General features: G+C 72.7%; 2 protein-coding genes. Both read left to right on the top strand.

Annotated elements, in window-relative coordinates; all coding sequences use genetic code 11:
* The gene (locus AOM46_RS30755) at window positions 1–4,956 is read left to right on the top strand and encodes a type I polyketide synthase (protein ID WP_062218074.1); all 4,956 of its coding nucleotides are present in this window, start codon (window positions 1–3) and stop codon (window positions 4,954–4,956) included.
* A 74-nt stretch (window positions 4,957–5,030) separates the two neighbouring features.
* Window positions 5,031–20,639, top strand: coding sequence for a type I polyketide synthase (locus tag AOM46_RS30750; protein ID WP_062218071.1), 15,609 nt, complete (start codon window positions 5,031–5,033; stop codon window positions 20,637–20,639).
* Window positions 20,640–20,701: the final 62 nt, after the last annotated feature.

Genomic DNA, 20,701 nt, shown 5'->3' with positions numbered 1-20,701 from the left:
ATGAGTAACGAAGAAAAGCTTCGCGACTACCTCAAGCGGGCCACCACGGACCTGCGGCAGGCGAGCCGGCGCATCACCGAACTGGAGCAGCGCGAGCACGAGCCGATCGCCGTCATCGGCATCGCCTGCCGCTTCCCCGGCGACGTGCGGTCGCCCGAGGACCTGTGGCGGCTGGTCGACGAGGGCGGCGACGGCATCTCCGAGTTCCCCACCAACCGGGGCTGGGACCTCGAAGCGCTCTACGACCCCGAGCCCGACACCCCCCGTACCAGCTATGTGCGGGAGGGCGGATTCCTCTACGACTGCGACCAGTTCGACGCCCGGCTCTTCGGGATCTCGCCGCGCGAGGCGCTGGCCATGGACCCGCAGCAGCGGCTGCTCCTCGAAACCTCCTGGGAGGCCGTCGAACGCGCCGGGATCGCCCCCTCGGCGCTGCGCGGCACCGAAACCGGAGTCTTCGTCGGCGCCGGCAACTACGGCTACGGCGGCACCTTCGGCCGCCTCCCCGACGGCGTCGAGGGCTACGCCATGACCGGCAAGGACGCCAGCGTCGCCTCCGGCCGCGTCTCCTACACCTTCGGCCTCGAAGGCCCGGCCGTCACCGTCGACACCGCCTGCTCGTCCTCCCTGGTGGCGCTCCACCAGGCCGTCACCGCGCTGCGCGGCCGCGAGTGCTCCCTCGCCCTCGCCGGCGGCGTCGCCGTCCTCGCCACCCCCGAGATGTTCACCGAGTTCAGCCGGCAGCGAGGGCTCGCCCCCGACGGCCGCTGCAAGGCGTTCGCCGCCGGCGCCGACGGCACCTCCTGGGCGGAGGGCGTCGGCATGCTGATGATCGAACGTCTCTCCGACGCGCGCGCCAACGGGCACCGGGTGCTGGCCGTGATCCGCGGTTCCGCGATCAACCAGGACGGCGCGTCCAACGGCCTCACCGCGCCCAACGCGCCCGCACAGGAACGCGTGATCCGCCAGGCGCTGGCCAACGCCCGCCTCGCCGCCAACGAGGTGCACACCGTCGAGGCCCATGGCACCGGCACCCGGCTCGGCGACCCGATCGAGGCCCAGGCACTCCTCAACACCTATGGCAAGGGCCGCGACTCCGAACGCCCGCTCTGGCTGGGCTCGTTCAAGTCCAATATCGGCCACGCCCAGCGCGCCGCCGGCGTCGGCGGCATCATCAAGATGGTCATGGCGATGCGGCACGGAGTGCTGCCCAAGACCCTCCATGTGGACGCGCTCTCGCCGCATGTGGACTGGGACTCGGGCGCGGTGCGGCTGCTCACCGAGGCCAGGCCCTGGCCGGAGACCGGCGAACCCCGCCGGGCCGCCGTCTCCTCGTTCGGCATCAGCGGCACCAACGCGCACATCATCCTGGAGCAGGCCCCCGAGGACGAGGACGGCGAGGACGAGGACCGCCCGACCCCGTCGGCCGAGGCGGCCGGCGGAGTCATCCCCTGGCCGCTGGCCGCGGCGGACGCCGAGGCGCTGGAGGAACAGACCACGCGGCTGCGGGAGTTCTTGGCGGGGCGGCCTGGGGTGGGGGCTGGTGTGGTGGGTGGTGCGTTGTTGTCGGGGCGGGCGGCGTTGGAGTATCGGTCGGTGGTGTTGGCGGGTTCTGATGTGGGTGCGGGTTCTGATGGGGGTTCGGGTGTGGTGAGTGGTGTGGTGGTGGAGGGTGTGCGGCGTCCGGTGTTTGTGTTTCCTGGTCAGGGTTCGCAGTGGGTGGGGATGGGTCTTGAACTGGCTGAGGCGTTCCCGGTGTTCGGGGAGGCGTTGGTCGAGTGTGGTCGGGCGTTGGGGGAGTTCGTCGAGTGGGATCTTGAGGTGGCTCTGGGGGATGAGGGGTTGTTGTCGCGGGTTGATGTGGTGCAGCCGGCGTCGTGGGCGGTGATGGTGTCGTTGGCGCGGTTGTGGGAGTCGTTCGGTGTGGTGCCTTCGGGTGTGGTGGGGCATTCGCAGGGTGAGATCGCGGCTGCTGTGGTGGCGGGTGGGTTGTCGTTGCGCGATGGTGCGCGGGTGGTGGCGTTGCGGTCGAGGGTGATCGGGGAGCGGTTGGCGGGTGGGGGTGCGATGGCGTCGGTTGGGTTGCCGGCGGATGCGTTGGAGCTTCCCGGGGGTGTGTCGGTGGCGGCTGTCAATGGGCCGGAGTCGACGGTGGTTTCGGGTGATGTGGATGGGGTCGCGGGCCTGGTGGCGCGGCTTGAGGGCGAGGGTGTGTGGGTGCGGCGGATCGCGGTGGACTATGCCTCGCATTCGGCTCATGTGGAGTCTGTCCGCGAGGAGTTGACGGAGGTTCTGGGCGGGATCGCCCCTCGGGCGACGCGTTTCCCGCTGCTCTCCTCCGTGACCGGTGAGATCGTGGACGGCTCCGAGCTGGGCCCCGAGTACTGGGTGCGGAATCTGCGGGAGCGGGTCAGGTTCGATGAGGCGGTTCGGGGTTGGTTGGGTCAGGGTGCTGGTGCGTTTTTGGAGATGAGTGCGCATCCGGTGTTGACCGTTGGGGTCGGTGAGACGGCGGAGGCTGCTGGGGTTGATGCGGTGGTGGTGGGTTCGTTGCGGCGTGGTGAGGGTGGTGCGCGGCGTTGGGTGACGGCGTTGGCGGAGGCGTGGGTGCGGGGTGTCGGGGTGGACTGGTCTCCGTTGCTGCCCCAGGCCGGCAGTCGGGCCGCCCGTGAGCTGGCCACCGAACTCCCCACCTACCCCTTCCAGCGCCGCCGCTACTGGCTGGAGTCGACTCCCGCCGAGGCCGCCGGGCGGCCGGCCGACGTGGACGAATCGCGCTTCTGGGAGGCCGTCGAGGCCGAGGACCTGCAGTCCCTCGGCTCCCTGCTGGATGTCTCCGACGACCAGTCGCTCCAGGCCGTGCTCCCCGCCGTCTCCCAGTGGCGTCGCCGCACCCGCGAGCGTTCCACCGCCGGATCCTGGCTCTACCGGCCGGCCTGGGAACGGTTGACCGGCGCCACCGCCGGCCAGGCCGGCAACTGGCTGGTCGTGCTGCCGCCGAAGGCGGGCGGCCCTTCCGGGCGCGCCGACGCCACCGCCGTGGCGGACGCCCTCGCCAGGGCCGGCGCCGAGGTGCACCGGGTCACCGTCGACGCCACCGCCCAGGACCGGGCCACCATCGCCGGCACCCTTCAGGGCGCCTTCGCCGAACACCCGGACGCCGAGGGCGTGTTGTCGCTGCTCGCGTTCGACGAGCGCCCGCACCGCGACCACTTCGGGCTGACCGTCGGCGTGGCCGGCACCCTGCTGCTGACCCAGGCACTGGTGGACATCGCCCCCGACGACGCCCGCCTGTGGGCCGCCACCAGAGGCGCCGTCGCGGTGTCCGAAACCGACCCGGCCGACCATCCGGCGCAGGCCCAGGTCTGGGGCATCGGACAGGTCGCCGCCGTCGAACACCCCCGGCTCTGGGGCGGGTTGCTCGACCTCGGCACCCCGCCGGGCGAGGCGGCGACCGACCTCGGCTGGCTCGACGAACCGCTGCTCGCCGCGCTCACCGGCGACTCCGAAGAGGACCAGTTCGCGCTCCGCCCGGACGGCACCTTTGTCCGCCGGCTCACCCGCGTCCCCGCGCCGACCCGCGAGCCCGCCGAGGCATGGTCACCGCGCGACACCGTGCTGATCACCGGCGGCGCCGGCACCATGGCCGAGCACCTGGCCCGCTGGGCGGCCGGAGGCGGCGCCCGACGCGTCGTCCTGCTCGACCAGGACGCAACGGACGAGACGGCCGACACCCCGCTGGCCGCCGAACTGGCCGAACTCGACGTCACCGTCACCCTCGTCCCCTGCGACCCCACCGACCGCGCCCAACTCGCCGGCCTGGTCAAGCGGTTGACGGACGAAGGCGACACCGTCCGCGCCGTGCTGCACACCGCGGCCACCGTCGAACTGGCCGCACTGACCGAGACCACCCTGCCCGAACTGACGAGGGCCCTCCTCGCCAAGGTGGGCGTGGCCCAGCACCTCGACGAACTGCTCGACCGGGACGCGCTCGACACCGTCGTCCACTTCACCTCCGTCGCCGGCGTCTGGGGCAGCGGCAACCACACCGGCTATGCCGCCGCCAACGCGCATCTGGACGCGCTGGCCCGACAGCGTCGCGCCGCCGGGGCCCCGGACATCTCCGTGGCCTGGGCGCTCTGGGAGATGTCGGAGAGGGAGATCGCCGCCACGGCCAACGCCACGGACGCCATCCGACAGGCCCGCGCCAGCGGACTCCCGCCGCTCGCCCCCGAGTTGGCGCTGTCCGCACTGGGACAGGTGCTCTCCCGCGGGCTGCCGTTCGCCGCCGTCGCCGCCGTCGACTGGGAACGGTTCGCGCCGACCTTCACCCTGGCCAGGCCGAGCCGGCTGATCGAGGGCGTGCCCGAGGCCCGCGCCGCGTTGACCGCCGCCCAGGAGGAGGAACCGACCGACGGACGGGAGTCCGAGGAGCTGCGCGCCCGGCTGGCCGCACTGCCCGTCGAGGAACAGCAGGCCGAACTGACCAGGCTGGTCTGCGGATACGCCGGCTCCGTCCTCGGCCACGCACCGGACGAGAACCTGGAGCCCCAGCGCGCCTTCAAGGACCTCGGCATCGAGTCCATGACCGCGATCGACCTCCGCAACCGGCTCAACCGCGCCACCGGCCTCAAACTGCCGGCCACCCTCGTCTTCGAGTACCCCACCCCCGCCGCGCTGGCCGAACACCTGCGCGCCGAGATCGTGCGGGACGGCACCATGAGCGTCGCCACCCTGCACGCCGAACTCGACCGGATGGACCGTGGCCTCTCCCAGGCCACCGCCAGCGAGGCCGAACGCGCCCAGATCGCCCAGCGGTTGGAACGGATGCTCGCCGCCTGGACCGGCGCCGAAACTAAATCCGACGCCGGCGAGGACTTCACCGACAAGCTCGAATCGGCCTCTGACGACGAGGTATTCGAATTTCTGCACAGGGAGCTGGGAAAGCCGAGTTGATCAACTTTCTCGCGTAGGTAATTCAGTACCGGCGGCCTTGTACTTACCTCGATTCATCTCCCAGGGAGCCTGTGATGGCGAACGAAGAAAAGCTCCGCGACTACCTCAAGTGGGCGACTGCCGAACTGCACCAGGCACGCCGCCAGTTGGAGGAGGTCGAAGCGGCGGGGTCGGAGCCGATCGCGATCGTCGGCGTGGCCTGCCGCTACCCCGGCGGGATCACCACGCCCGAGGAGTTCTGGCGGCTGGTCAGCTCCGGCGGCGACGCCATCGGCGGGCTCCCCGAGGACCGGGGCTGGGATATCGAGCGCCTTTACGACCCCGAGTCCAACGGCGAGGGCACCACCTATGTCAGGGAGGGCGGCTTCCTGGAGAACGTCGCCGACTTCGACGCCGGCTTCTTCGGGATATCCCCCCGCGAGGCCACCGCGATGGACCCCCAACAGCGGCTGCTCCTCGAAACCTCCTGGGAGGCGTTCGAACGCGCCGGAATCGACCCCGCCTCCCTGGCCGGCCGCCAGATCGGCTCCTTTGTGGGCACCAACGCCGTTGACTACGGCGCCGAACTGTCCCAGGTCCCCGAGGACTCCTTCGGCCATCTGATGACCGGCACCTCCGGCGCCGTGCTCTCCGGCCGGCTCTCCTACCACCTCGGCCTCCAGGGCCCGGCGGTCTCCGTCGACACCGCCTGCTCCTCCTCGCTGGTCGCCCTTCACCTCGCGGTGCAGGCGCTGAGGCAGGACGAGTGCTCGATGGCGCTGGTCGCCGGCGTCACCGTGCTCTCCTCCCCGCTGCAGCTGATCGGCTTCGCCGCCCAGCACGGCCTCGCCCGCGACGGCCGCTCCAAGGCGTTCTCCGCAGCCGCCGACGGCATGGCGCTGGCCGAGGGCGCCGGGGTGCTGCTCGTCGAACGGCTCTCCGAGGCCAGGAAGAACGGGCGCCCGGTGCTGGCCGTGATCAGCGGTTCGGCGATCAACCAGGACGGCGCGTCCAACGGGCTCTCCGCGCCCAACGGCCAGTCCCAACAGCGCGTCATCCGGCAGGCGTTGGCCAACGCCGGGCTCTCCACCGCCGATGTGGACGCCGTAGAGGCCCATGGCACCGGCACCGCACTGGGCGACCCGATCGAGGCCCACGCCCTGCTGGCCACCTACGGCCAGGGCCGCGAGGGCGCGCCCCCGCTGCGCCTCGGCTCCGTGAAGACCAATATCGGCCACACCGGCGCCGCCGCCGGCGTCGCCGGAGTGATCAAGATGGTGCTGGCGCTGCGCCACTCCACCCTGCCCAGGTCCCGCTACGCCGAGGAGCCGTCGCCGCATATCGACTGGAGTGCCGGCGCCGTCTCCCTGCTCGCCGACGAGACCGCCTGGCCGGAACGCGAGGGCTTTGTCCGCCGTGCCGGCATCTCCTCGTTCGGCATCAGCGGCACCAACGCCCATGTGATCGTCGAGCAGGCTCCCCGGCCGGACGCCGAGACGGAGACGTCGACGGAGCCGGTCGCCACGCCGGCGGTGGACGTCACCCCGTGGCCGCTCTCCGGCAAGCACCCGGACGCGGTGCGCGAACAGGTCGAGAGCCTGCGGGAGTTCTTGGCGGGGCGGCCTGGGGTGGGGGCTGGTGTGGTGGGTGGTGCGTTGTTGTCGGGGCGGGCGGCGTTGGAGTATCGGTCGGTGGTGTTGGCGGGTGCGGGTGCGGATTCTGATGGGGGTTCGGGTGTGGTGAGTGGTGTGGTGGTGGAGGGTGTGCGGCGTCCGGTGTTTGTGTTTCCTGGTCAGGGTTCGCAGTGGGTGGGGATGGGTCTTGAACTGGCTGAGGCGTTCCCGGTGTTCGGGGAGGCGTTGGCCGAGTGTGGTCGGGCGTTGGGGGAGTTCGTCGAGTGGGATCTTGAGGTGGCTCTGGGGGATGAGGGGTTGTTGTCGCGGGTTGATGTGGTGCAGCCGGCGTCGTGGGCGGTGATGGTGTCGTTGGCGCGGTTGTGGGAGTCGTTTGGTGTGGTGCCTTCGGGCGTGGTGGGGCATTCGCAGGGTGAGATCGCCGCTGCTGTGGTGGCCGGTGGGCTGTCGTTGGAGGACGGCGCGCGGGTGGTGGCGTTGCGGTCGAGGGTGATCGGGGAGCGGTTGGCGGGTGAGGGTGCGATGGCGTCGGTTGGGTTGCCGGCGGATGCCTTGGAGCTTCCCGAGGGTGTGTCGGTGGCCGCCGTCAACGGACCCGAGTCCACGGTGGTTTCGGGTGATGTGGACGGGGTCGCGGGCCTGGTGGCGCGGCTTGAGTCCGAAGGCGTGTGGGTGCGGCGGATCGCGGTGGACTACGCCTCGCATTCGGCTCATGTGGAGTCCGTCCGCGAGGAGTTGACGAAGGTCCTGGCGGGGATCGCCCCTCGGGCGACGCGTTTCCCGCTGCTCTCCTCCGTGACCGGCGACATCGTGGACGGCTCCGAACTGGGCCCCGAGTACTGGGTGCGTAACCTGCGGGAGCGGGTCAGGTTCGATGAGGCGATTCGGGGCTGGCTGGGCCAAGGAGCCGGCGCCTTCCTGGAGATGAGTGCGCATCCTGTCCTGACCGTTGGGGTCGGTGAGACGGCGGAGGCTGCTGGGGTTGATGCGGTGGTGGTGGGTTCGTTGCGGCGTGGTGAGGGTGGGGCGCGGCGTTGGGTGACGGCGTTGGCGGAGGCGTGGGTGCGGGGTGTTGGGGTGGACTGGTCTCCGTTGCTGCCCCAGGCCGGCAGTCGGGCCGCCCGTGAGCTGGCCACCGAACTCCCCACCTACCCCTTCCAACGCCGCCGCTACTGGCTGCGCGACCAGTATCGGGGCGATTTCGCCGACGCCGCCGGGCTCGGACTGGCCAGCGCCGACCATCCGCTGCTCGGCGCCGCCATCGGCCTCGCCCAGGTCGACGACGGTCGGGACGGCGACGCGTTCGTTCTCACCGGCCGGCTCTCGCTGCGCACCCACCCCTGGCTGGCCGACCACGCGGTCGCCGGCACGGTGCTGCTGCCCGGAACCGCCTTTGTGGAACTGGCCGTTCGGGCCGGGGACCAGGTGAGCTGCGAGCATCTTGAGGAGCTGACGCTTGAGGCCCCGCTGGTACTGCCGGCGGACGGCGCGGTGCGGCTGCAGGCCACCATCGGACGGGCCGACGCCGAGGGCCGGCGCACCGTCGCCGTCTACTCCCGCGCCGAGAGCGCGGACGACGACCAGCTGGGCGACGCCGACGGCTGGACCCGGCATGCGAGCGGGCTGCTCACCCCGGGCGTCGCCTCGGCGACAACCCCGGACGACGACCTGTTGACCTGGCCACCGTCGGGCGCCACCCCGCTGGAGGTGACGGACTACTACGAGCGGGCCGCCGCCTCCGGCTACGGCTATGGCCCGGCGTTCCAGGGGCTGCGCGCCGCCTGGCGCTCCGGCGACGAGCTGTACGCCGAGGTGGCGCTGCCCGAGGAACAGCGCCAGGACGCCGGCCGGTTCGGTCTGCACCCCGCGCTGCTGGACGCCGCCCTGCACGCCGTCGGCCTCAGCCACCAGGCCGCCGACGACAACCGGCCCCGGCTGCCCTTCTCCTGGACGGGGGTGACGCTGCACGCCACCGGCGCGACCCAACTGCGCGTGCGGCTCTCCCTGTCGGGTGCCGACGCGCTGGCGCTGACCGCCGTGGACGGATCCGGGGCGCCGGTCGTCTCGGCGCGTTCGCTGATCACCAGGCCCGTCTCGCCGGGCCAGCTGGAGCGGCCCAGGGGCGCCTACGCCGATTCGCTGTTCCGCGTCGACTGGGCGCCGGCGCCCACCACCGCCGACGCCCGCACTCCCGACGCCCGCACTCCCGACGCCCGCACCGCCGACCCCGGCGGCTGGGCCCAGGTCGGCGACCAGCGGATCCTGCCCGGCGCCGCCCACCACCCGGACGTCGCCGCGCTGCGCGCCGCCCTGGACGCCGGCGCGCCCCTGCCCACCGCCGTGGTCCACCCCGTCGGTGCCGGCGGCGAGGTACGGGCCGTGCTCGGCGGGGTGTTGGGGGAGATCCGCGCCTGGCTGGCCGACGACCGACTGGCCGGAACCCCGCTGGTCGTGGTCGTCCGGGGCGCGGCCTCCGGCGCCGATCCGGCGGCCGGCGCCGTCTGCGGGCTGGTCCGCTCGGCGCAGAGCGAGCACCCCGACCGTTTCATCCTGATCGACCTCGACGACATCGACGCTGCGAACGGTCGGGAGACAGCGCTGACCGAGGCGATCGTCCTCGGCCTGTCCGGCGCCGAACCCCAGATCGCCGTGCGCGAGGGCCGGTTGACGGTGCCCAGGCTGGCGCGCGCCGACTCCGGCGAGGCGCTGGTGGAGCCGGCCGGCGACGGGCCCTGGCGCGTCGACACCGCCGCGCCCGGCACCCTGGAGAGCCTGACGCTGGTCCCGCATCCGGCGGCCGCCGAGCCCCTGACGGACGGTCAGGTCCGGATCGCGATCAGGACCGCCGGGCTGAACTTCCGCGATGTGCTGCTGGCCCTGGGGATGTACCCGGACCCGGCGCTGATGGGCACCGAGGGCGCCGGCGTGGTCGTCGAGATCGGCCCCGGGGTGACCGAACTCGCCCCGGGCGACCGGGTGATGGGCCTGCTGTCCGGCGGTCTGGCGCCGCTGGCGGTGGCCGACCAGCGGGTGCTGGCACGCGTTCCCGACGCACTGACCTGGGAGCAGGCGGCGGCCGTCCCGGTCGCGTTCTCCACCGCCTACTACGGTCTGGTGGACCTCGGCCGGCTGGCCGCGGGGGAGCGGGTGCTGATCCACGCGGCGGCCGGCGGCGTCGGCATGGCCGCCGTGCGACTGGCCCGGCACCTCGGTGCCGAGGTCTTCGCCACCGCCAGCGAGGGCAAATGGGACACCCTGCGTGCGCTGGGCCTGGACGACGATCACATCGCGTCCTCCCGCACCCTCGCCTTCGAGGAGGCTTTCCGCGCCGCCGGCGACGGACGCGGCGTGGACGTGGTGCTCAACTCGCTCACCGAGGAGTTTGTCGACGCCTCGCTGCGGCTGCTCTCCCCCGGCGGCCGCTTTGTCGAGATGGGCAAGGCCGACCTGCGGGACCCGGCTGCCATCGCGGAGGCACACCCCGGCGTCGGCTATCGGGCGTTCGACCTGATGGAGGCCGGGTACGACCGGCTGCGTGACGTGCTGGCCACCCTGGTCGGGCTGTTCGAGGACGGCACCCTCACCCCGCTGCCCACCGTCAGCTGGGACGTGCGGCGCGCCGTCGACGCGTTCCGCCATATGAGCCAGGCCAAGCACATCGGCAAGATCGTGCTCACCCTGCCCAGGGTGATCGACCCCGCCGGCACGGTGCTGGTCACCGGCGGCACCGGCACGCTCGGCGGTCTGGTGGCCCGCCATCTGGCGGCCCGACACGGCGTCCGACACCTGCTGTTGACCAGCAGGCGCGGCCCCGGGGCCCCGGGCGCCGCCGAACTCCGGGACGAGCTGGCCGCGTTGGGCGCCGAGGCGGAGATCGTCGGCTGCGATGTCGCCGACCGCGCCGCGCTGGCCGATCTGCTGGCCGGGATCCCGGCCGACCGTCCGCTGACCGCCGTGGTGCACACCGCGGGGGTGCTCGACGACGGGCTGATCGACGCGCTGACCGACGAGCAGCTGGACCGGGTGCTGCGTCCCAAGGTCGACGCGGCCTGGAACCTGCACGAACTGACCCGCGACGCCGACCTGTCCGCGTTTGTGCTGTTCTCCTCGTCCTCCGGCGTGTTCGGCGGCCCCGGACAGGCCAACTACGCCGCCGCCAACGCCGCGTTGGACGCGTTGGCCGGGCACCGCCTCGCCGCCGGACTGCCCGCCGTCTCCCTGGCGTGGGGCCTGTGGGGCGAGGCCAGCGGAATGACGGGACACCTCGGCCGGGAGGATCGGGCGCGGATGGCGCGCAGCGGCGTCGTCCCGTTCTCCAACGAGCAGGGCCTCGGCATGTTCGAGGCGGCCCTGGCGCTCCCCGAGTCGCTGGTGCTGCCGATGCGGCTCGACCTGTCCGCGCTACGCGCCCAGGCCGGCAGCGGCGCGCTGCCCGCGTTCCTGCGCGGCCTGGTCCGCGCCCCGGCCCGCAGGGCGGCGGCCGACGCCTCGGCCGCCGGCGACTCCTCGCTGGTCAGCCGGCTGGTGGCGCTGCCGGAGAACCGGCGCGAGCAGGCGCTGGCCGATCTGGTCAGGGGCCATGTGTCGGTCGTCCTCGGCCATGCCGGCGCGGACGCCATCGAGGCCACCAAGGGCTTCAAGGATCTGGGCATCGACTCGCTGATCGCCGTCGAGCTGCGCAACCGCCTCAACGCGGCGACCGGGCTGCGGCTGCCGGCCACCGTCGTCTTCGACTACCCGACGCCGGCCGCCCTCGCCACCTTCCTCCGCGCCGAACTGCTGGACTCCGCCGCCGTCGAGCCGGCCCCGGCACCCGCCCGGGCCGGGGCGGCGACGGCCGGGGTCAACGAGCCGATCGCCATCGTCGGCATGGCCTGCCGCTACCCCGGGGACGTCCGCTCGCCCGAGGACCTGTGGCGGCTGGTCACCGACGGCGGCGACGCCATCACCGAGGTCCCCGCCTGGCGCGACTGGGACGCGCGGAACTTCTACCACCCCGACCCCGAGCACCCGGGGACCAGCTATGTCCGCAGCGGCGGATTCCTGGGCGACGCCGACCAGTTCGACGCCGAACTCTTCGGAATCTCGCCCCGCGAGGCGCTGGCCATGGACCCCCAGCAGCGGCTGCTCCTCGAAACCTCCTGGGAGGTCTTCGAACGGGCCGGCATCAACATCGACGCGCTGCGCGGCAGCAGGACCGGCGTCTTCGCCGGACTGGTCGCCCAGCAGTACGCCGGCCGCGTCCAGGACGTGCCGGTGGAACTCCAGGGCTATGTGGGCACCGGCAACACCGGCAGCGTCGGCTCGGGCCGCGTCTCCTACACCTTCGGCCTGGAGGGCCCGGCGGTCTCCGTCGACACCGCCTGCTCCTCCTCGCTGGTCGCCCTCCATCTGGCCGTGCAGGCGCTGCGCAGCGGCGAATGCGATCTCGCCCTCGCCGGCGGCGTCACCGTGATGGCCGAGCCCGGCCTGTTCGTCGAGTTCAGCCGGCAGCGCGGACTGGCCGCCGACGGCCGCTGCAAGGCGTTCGCCGCCGGCGCCGACGGCTTCGGCCCGGCCGAGGGCGTCGGCCTGATCCTGGTCGAACGGCTCTCGGACGCGCGCCGCAACGGACACCGGGTGCTGGCCGTCGTCAGGGGCTCCGCCGTCAACCAGGACGGCGCGTCCAACGGCCTGACCGCGCCCAACGGCCCCTCCCAACAGCGGGTCATCCGGGCCGCGTTGGCCAACGCCGGACTCTCCACCGACGAGGTGGACGCCGTCGAGGCGCATGGCACCGGCACCCCGCTGGGCGACCCCATCGAGGCACAGGCCCTGATGGCCACCTACGGTCAGGGCCGCGACGCGGACCGGCCGCTGCTGCTGGGCTCGGTGAAGTCCAATATCGGCCACTCCCAGGCCGCCGCCGGCATCGCCGGGGTCATCAAGATGGTGATGGCCATGCGCGCCGGCGAACTGCCCAGGACCCTGCATGTGGACGAGCCGTCCGCGCATATCGACTGGACCGCCGGCGCCGTCGAACTGCTCACCGAGGCCAGGCCCTGGCCCCGGGCCGACGCGCCCCGCCGGGCCGGCGTCTCCTCGTTCGGCATCAGCGGCACCAACGCCCATGTGCTGCTGGAACAGGCCCCCGACGAGGCGCCCGCCGCCGCCCAGGACGCGCCGCTGCCCGCCGTCACCCCGCTGCCGCTGTCGGCGCGCTCGGGCGCCGCGCTGCGCGCCCAGGCCGACCGGCTGCGGGAGTTCGCCGATCACACGCCCGAGGCGGCGCCGCACCGGATCGCCGGCTCCCTGGTCGCCAACCGCGCCCTGCTGGAACACCGCGCCCTGCTGGTCGCCGGCGACCGGGACGAGACCCTGACCGGCCTCGCCGCCCTGGCGTCCGGCGCCCCCGCGCCCGGCGTGGTCACCGGACAGGTCATCCCCGGCGGCTCCCGCGCCGTCTTCGTCTTCCCGGGCCAGGGCTCCCAGTGGGTCGGCATGGCCGCCGAACTCCGCGCCGGATCAACGGCGTTCCGCGAGTCCCTGGACGCCTGCCGGGACGCGCTGGCGCCCTTTGTCGACTGGGACCTCGACGCCGCGCTCGACGACGAGGAACTGCTCGCCCGGGTCGATGTGGTGCAGCCCGTGCTCTGGGCCATGATGGTCTCCCTCGCCGCCGTCTGGCGCTCCCACGGCGTGGAGCCCGACGCGGTCGTCGGCCACTCCCAGGGCGAGATCGCCGCCGCCGTGGTCGCCGGCGCGCTGTCCCTGGCGGACGGCGCCCGGGTGGTCGCCCTGCGCTCCCGCGCCATCCGCGCCCTCGCCGGAAAGGGCGGCATGGTCTCCGTGCCGCTGCCGGCCGACGCCCTCGACCTGCCCGACGGGGTCTCCGTCGCCGCCGTCAACGGCCCCAACTCCGTGGTGGTCGCCGGCGATCCCGAGGGCCTGGAGACCGTGCTGGCGAACGTCGAACGCGCCCGCCGGGTCGCCGTCGACTATGCCTCGCACTCCGCCCATGTCGAGTCGCTGCGCGACGAACTGCTCGAAGTGCTGGCCCCGATCAGCCCCCGCGGCGGCGAGATCCCGTTCTACTCGGCGCTCACCGGCGGACGTCTCGACACCGCCGGGCTCGACGCCCAGTACTGGTACGACAACCTGCGCAACACCGTGCGGTTCGAGGACGCCACCCGCGCGCTGCTCGCCGACGGCCTCAACACCTTTGTCGAGACCTCCGCCCACCCCGTGCTGGGCGTGGCGCTCCGCGAGACCGTGGAATCCGCCGGCGCCGGCGCCACCGTGGTCGGCACCCTCCGCCGCGACGAGGGCGGCCTGCCGCGTCTGCTGCTCTCCCTGGGCGAGGCGTTTGTCACCGGGCTTCCCGTCGACTGGCACCTCGAAGGCCACCAACTCGACCTGCCCACCTACCCGTTCCAGCCCGAACGGTACTGGCTGGACGCTCCCACCACACCCGCGGGCGAGGCCGACGAGCAGTTCTGGGCCGCCGTGGAACGCGGCGAACTCGGCCTGGACGAAGAGGCGTTGCGCGCCCTCACCAGCTGGCGCGAGAACAGCAGGCAGCGCACCGTCGTCGACTCCTGGCGCTACCGCATCGACTGGAAGCCGCTGACCACCCCGGCCGCCGGCACCCTCGGCGGCACCTGGGCGCTGATCGGCGCGGACGAGGAGACCACCGCCGTCTGGGCCGAGCGGCTGACCGCCGCCGGCGCCACCGTGGTCCCCGCCACCGCCGAGGCCCTGCCCGAGGGCCCGATCAGCGGAGTGCTGTCGCTCTTCGGCTCCACCGCCACCACCGTCTCGCTCGTCCAGGCCATGGAACGGGCCGGTCTGGACGCCCGGTTGTGGCTGGTCACCCGGGGCGCTGTGCGGGGCGCCACCGATCTCGACCAGGCCCAGGTCTGGGGCCTCGGCCGAGTCGTCGGGCTGGAGTACCCGGACCGCTGGGGCGGGCTGCTCGATGTGCCGGCCGAACTCGGCGAAGCCGACTGGACCAGGGCGCTCGCCGCCCTCGCCGGAATCGACCAGGAGGATCAACTCGCCATCGCGGACGGGCAGTTGCTGGCCCGCCGGATGGCCCGCGATCCGCTCGGCGGACGGGTCGCCGATACCCCTTGGCGCCCCGACGGCACCGTGCTGATCACCGGCGGCACCGGCGCGCTCGGCGGCCATGTCGCCCGCTGGCTCGCCCGCGAGGGCGCCGAGCATCTGGTGCTCACCAGCCGACGCGGCGCCGAAGCCCCCGGCGCCGCCGAACTCCGAGGAGAACTGGAGGAGTTGGGCGCCCGGGTGACCGTCGCCGCCTGCGATGTCGCCGACCGCGAAGCGCTCGCCGCCCTCCTCGAAGGGCTCGATATCACCGCCGTGGTGCACACCGCGGGCGTGGCACCCACCGCCCCGCTCGCCGACACCACCCCCGCCGAGTTCGACGCCATCGTCGCCCCCAAGATCACCGGCACCCGCAACCTGCACGAACTGCTCCCCGACGACCTCGAAGCCTTTGTGCTGTTCTCCTCCAACGCCGGCGTCTGGGGCAGCGGCGGCCAGGGCGCCTACGCCGCCGCCAACGCCTATCTGGACGCGTTCGCCGAATGGCGCCGCGCCCAGGGCCTGCGCGCCACCTCCGTGGCCTGGGGCGCCTGGTACGGCAGCGGACTGGCCGCCGTCGGCGACGCCGCCGAGGAACTGGCCCGCCGGGGCGTCCCCGCCATGGCACCCGACCTGGCCATCCTGGCCCTGCACCAGGCGCTCGACCACGACGAGACCTTTGTCGCCGTCGCCGACGTGGACTGGCAGGTGTTCACCCCCACCTTCACCGTGGCCAGGCGCCGCCCGCTGATCGAGGACCTGCCCGAGGTCGCCGCGCTGCTCGCCGGCACCGACACCACCGACGAGCCGCAGTCCGAACTGGCCCGCAGGATCGCCGGCCGTTCCCCGGACGAACAGCGCCGCGAGGTGCTGGAGATCGTCCGCGCCCAGGCCGCCGCCGTCCTCGGCCACGCCACCGCCGACGCCGTCGAACCGGCCCGCGCCTTCAAGGACTTCGGCTTCGACTCGCTCACCGCCGTCGAACTGCGCAACCGGCTCAACGAGGTCACCGGCATCCAGCTGTCCACCACCATCGTCTTCGACCACCCCAACCCGACCGCCCTCACCGACCACATCCTGGAACAGCTCCTCGGCCGGCGCGCCTCGACCGGCGCCGAGAACGCGCCCGTCCCGGCGACCTTCCTCGCCGACGACGAGCCCATCGCCATCGTCGGCATGGCCTGCCGCTACCCGGGCGGGGTGCGATCCCCCGAGGACCTGTGGCAGCTCACCTTCGAGGGCGGCGACGCCGTCTCCGGCTTCCCCCACGACCGGGGCTGGGACATCGAACGCCTCTACCACCCGGACCCCGACCACCCCGGCACCACCTACTCGACCGCCGGCGGCTTCGTCCCCGACGCCACCGAGTTCGACGCCGAGTTCTTCGGGATCTCGCCCCGCGAGGCGCTGGCCATGGACCCGCAGCAGCGGCTGCTCCTCGAAACCTCCTGGGAGGTCTTCGAACGGGCCGGCATCAACCCGGCCACCCTGCGCGGCAGCACCACCGGCGTCTTCATCGGCGGCGCCGGCACCGGCTACGGCACCCAGTCGCAGTCAGCCGCGCACGGCGTCGAGGGCTACACCCTCACCGGCGGCCTCACCAGCGTCATCTCCGGCCGTGTCGCCTACACCTTCGGCCTTGAGGGCCCGGCCGTCACCGTCGACACCGCCTGCTCCTCCTCGCTGGTGGCACTCCACCAGGCCGCCCAGGCGCTCCGCCTCGGCGAATGCGATATGGCGCTCACCGGCGGCGTCACCGTGATGTCCACGCCGCGCGCCATCACCGAGTTCAGCCGGCAGCGCGGACTGGCGACCGACGGCCGCTGCAAGGCGTTCTCCGCCGAGGCCGACGGCATGGGCTGGGCCGAGGGCGTCGGCGTCCTGCTGGTCGAGCGGCTGTCGGACGCGCGGCGCAACGGGCACCGGGTGCTGGCCGTGGTCAGGGGCTCCGCCGTCAACCAGGACGGCGCGTCCAACGGGCTGACCGCGCCCAACGGCCCGTCCCAACAGCGAGTCATCCGGGCCGCGTTGGCGAACGCAGGACTCGGCACTGACGATATCGACGCCGTGGAGGCCCATGGCACGGGCACCCCGTTGGGCGATCCGATCGAGGCGCAGGCGTTGATGGCGACCTATGGCCAGGGCCGCGACGCGGACCGGCCGCTGTGGCTGGGCTCGGTGAAGTCCAATATCGGCCATACGGCCGCCGCCGCCGGCGTGGCCGGCGTCATCAAGACCGTGCTCGCCATGCGGCACGGGGTGCTGCCCAGGACGCTGCATGTCGATGAGCCGTCCCCGCATATCGACTGGACCGCCGGCGCGGTCGAACTGCTCAGCGAGGCCAGGCCCTGGCCGGAGACCGGCGCCCCGCGCCGGGCCGGCGTCTCCTCGTTCGGCATCAGCGGCACCAACGCCCACATCATCCTGGAGGAGGCCCCGGCGGAGGAGCCGACCGCGGAGCCGACGGTCTCCGGGCCTGCCGTGGTGCCGTGGGCGTTTTCGGGGCGTTCGGGTGTGGGGTTGCGGGCGTTGGCGGGTCGGTTGGGTGGGTTGTCGGGTGTGGGGGCGGTTGATGTGGGGTGGTCGTTGGGGGTTTCGCGTGCGGTGTTTGAGCATCGGGCTGTGGTGGTGGGTGCTGGTGTGGGTGAGTTGGTTGAGGGTGTGGGTGTGGTGGCTGGTGGTGGTGAGGGTGTTGGTGTGGTGTCGGGTGTGGCGCGTGGTGTGGGTGGTCGGGTGGGTGTGGTGTTCGCGGGTCAGGGTGCGCAGCGTTTGGGGATGGGTGGGGAGTTGTATGGGGCGTTTCCGGTGTTTGCGGAGGCGTGGGATGAGGTGGTTGGGGTGTTGGGTGGTTTGTTGGATGGTGATGTGAGTGGTGTGGTGTGGGGTGGGGATGAGGGGTTGTTGGGGCGGACGGATTGGGCGCAGCCGGCGTTGTTTGCTTTTGAGGTGGCGTTGTTTCGGTTGGTGGAGTCGTGGGGTGTGGTGCCGGATGTGGTGGTGGGTCATTCGGTGGGTGAGATTGCTGCGGCGTGTGTGTCGGGGGTGTTGTCGGTGGCTGATGGGTGTCGGTTGGTGGTGGCGCGTGGTCGGTTGATGGGGGCGTTGCCTTCGGGTGGGGCGATGGTGGCGGTGGGTGCGTCGGAGGGGGTGGTGCGGGAGGTGTTGGCGGACTTCGACGAGGGTGCGGTCGGGATCGCGGCGGTCAACGGCCCCTCCTCGGTGGTGGTTTCAGGCGAGGAGGCCGCTGTATTGGAGATTGGGAGGGTGTTTGAGGAGCGGGGTGTCCGCACCCGCAGGCTCAATGTCTCCCACGCCTTCCATTCCCCTCTGATGGAGCCGATGTTGGCGGAGTTCGGTCAGGTGGTGGCGGGGCTGAGTTTTGGTGACAGCTCACGCTTCACGGTGGTCTCCACCCTCACCGGGGAGCGGATCGGTGCCCGGGAGTGGGGTACCCCGGAGTACTGGGTGCGGCATGTCCGGGAGGGCGTCCGATTCGCCGACGCCGTCGGCGTGTTGGTGGGCGCGGAGGGCGTGCGGCATGTGGTGGAGATCGGCCCCGATGGCACGCTGTCCGGAATGGTCGGCGAATGCCTGACCGTTCGCGACGAGGGCGCGCCCTCCGTCTCCGTTTCGGCTCTGGGTCGGCGTAAGCGGCCTGAACTCGCGGGCGCTTTGGAGGGGTTGGCGCGGGCCTGGGTGGCGGGTGTCGAGGTCGACTGGTCCGCCGTGTGTGTGGGTGGGCGTCCCGTCGAGCTGCCGACCTACCCCTTCCAACGCGACCGCTACTGGCTGGAGCCGGACACCGAGACCGCCGTCGGCGAGAGCCGGGTGCCGGACGCGGACGAGGCCAGGTTCTGGGACGCGGTGGAGAAGGGCGACGCGGCCGAACTGGCCGGCACCCTGGGCGAGTCGGGCGACGACCTCGCTCAGCGGCCGTTGGCCTCGGTGCTGCCGATGCTCTCCTCCTGGCGGCGCCAGAACCGCGAACGCTCCACCGTCGACGCCTGGCGGTACCGCGTCCAATGGCACCCGCTGGCCGGCCAGTTGACCGGTTCGCTCACCGGCACCTGGTGGGTCGTCGCCCCCAAGGGGCTGGCCGAGGAGGCCGTCCACCAGTGCGTCGAGGCGCTGCGCGCGGAAGGCGCGGCGACCGTGCTGCCCGTTCCCGTGGACGGCGCGGACATCGGCGGCGTGATCGAGCAGATCCACGCGGCCGAGGGCGAGATCGGCGGCGTCGTCTCGCTGCTGGCCATCGACGAGGCCCCGTACGAGGCGCATCCGGTGCTGCCGCGCGGCTGGGTCGCCACGCGGGCGCTGGCCCTGGCCCTGGCCGAGGCCGACTTCGGCGGACGCCTCTGGTGCCTGACCGACGGCGCGGTGACCGTCGGCCCCGACGAGCGGCGGGACGGCGTCTCGCAGTCCATGGTCTGGGGCATCGGCCGCGTGGTGGGCCTGGAGTACCCGCGTCTCTGGGGCGGTCTGCTGGACCTGCGGCTGGAAACGGCGGGCGACGCCATCTGGGGCCAGGTGGCGCGCACCATCGCCGCACAGGACGAGGACCAGGTCGCGCTCAGGCCCGACGGGATCCGGGTGCGCCGCGTGGTGCGCCCCGCCGCCCGGCCCTGGGGCGAGGGCGAGGGCTGGCGCCCCTCCGGCACCGTGCTGATCACCGGCGGAACGGGTGGGCTCGGCGGCCGGGTCGCCCGCTGGGCGGCAGAGCACGGCGCCGAGCGCCTGGTGCTGACCAGCCGACGCGGCCCCGAGGCCCCCGGCGCCGCCGAACTCCACGATCAGCTGACGGAGTTGGGCGCCCAGGTGACCATCGCCGCCTGCGATGTCGCCGACCGTTCGGCGCTGGAGGCCCTGGTCGCCGACGTCGAGAAGGAAGGCCCGCCGATCCGGGTGGTGGTGCACACCGCTGGGCTGGCGCAGGTCGGCCTCCTCACCGAGTCGGACCTGACCGAATGCGCCGATGTGATGCGGGGCAAGGTCGCCGGCGCGGCCAACCTGGACGCCGTCCTGGGCGACCGTGAGCTGGACGCGTTTGTGCTGTTCTCCTCCATCGCGGGGGTCTGGGGCAGCGGCCGGCAGGGGATCTACGCCGCCGCCAACGCCTATCTGGACGAGCTGGCCGAACAGCGCCGCGCCAGGGGACTGACCGCCACCGCCGTGGCCTTCGGCCCCTGGGCCGAGGCCGGGATGGCCGTCGACGGCGAGGCCGAGGACCTGCTGGCGCGGCACGGCCTGCGCTCGATGGACCCGACCAACGCCGTCGCCGCCCTGGTGCGCGCCGTCGAGCTGGACGAGACCCAGGTCGCCGTCGCCGATGTGGACTGGGAACGGTTCGCCACCGGCTTCACCTCCCAGCGGGCCAGCGCCCTGCTCAGCGAACTCGCCGAGATGCGGGCGCTCGCCGAACGCGCCGAGGCCGGCAACGGCGGGAGCGAAATCACCTCCCAGGCCCAGCAGTTGGGCGAACGCCTCGCCAAGGCGACGGAGCCGGAACGCCGCCGGATCGTGCTGGACCTGGTGCGGGAACATGCCGCGCTGGTGCTCGGCTACGGCGGCGGCAAGAGCCTGGACGCCGAACGCCCCTTCCAGGAGGCCGGGTTCGACTCGCTGACCGCCGTCGAACTGCGCAACCGCCTCAACGAGGCCACCGGCGTCCAACTGTCCACCACGGCGATCTTCGACCACCCCAACGCCACCGCGCTGGCCGAGCATGTGCTCGGCGAGCTCGTCGGCGCGGACACCGGCGGCGCCGCCCATGTCCTCGGCGAACTGGACCGGTTGGAGAAGTCCCTGGTCTCGCTGAGCGAGGAGGACAACGCCCAGCAGGAGATAGCCGCCCGGCTGCGCGTTCTGCTGGCCCGGCTGGACGGCCCCGCCGGCTCCGGAGAGGACGAGGCCATCGCCGACACCGTGGAGTCCGCCACGGACGACGAACTCTTCGACCTTCTCGACGATCAACTCGAAACCCCGTGACGAGGCTCTGGACAAGGTGACGAAAGATGAGTAACGAAGAGAAGCTTCGTAATTACCTCAAG

It is taken from the genome of Streptomyces sp. NBRC 109706, assembly GCF_000974485.1.
Taxonomy (GTDB): domain Bacteria; phylum Actinomycetota; class Actinomycetes; order Streptomycetales; family Streptomycetaceae; genus Streptomyces.
This window is presented reverse-complemented; position numbering and strand designations above follow the sequence as displayed.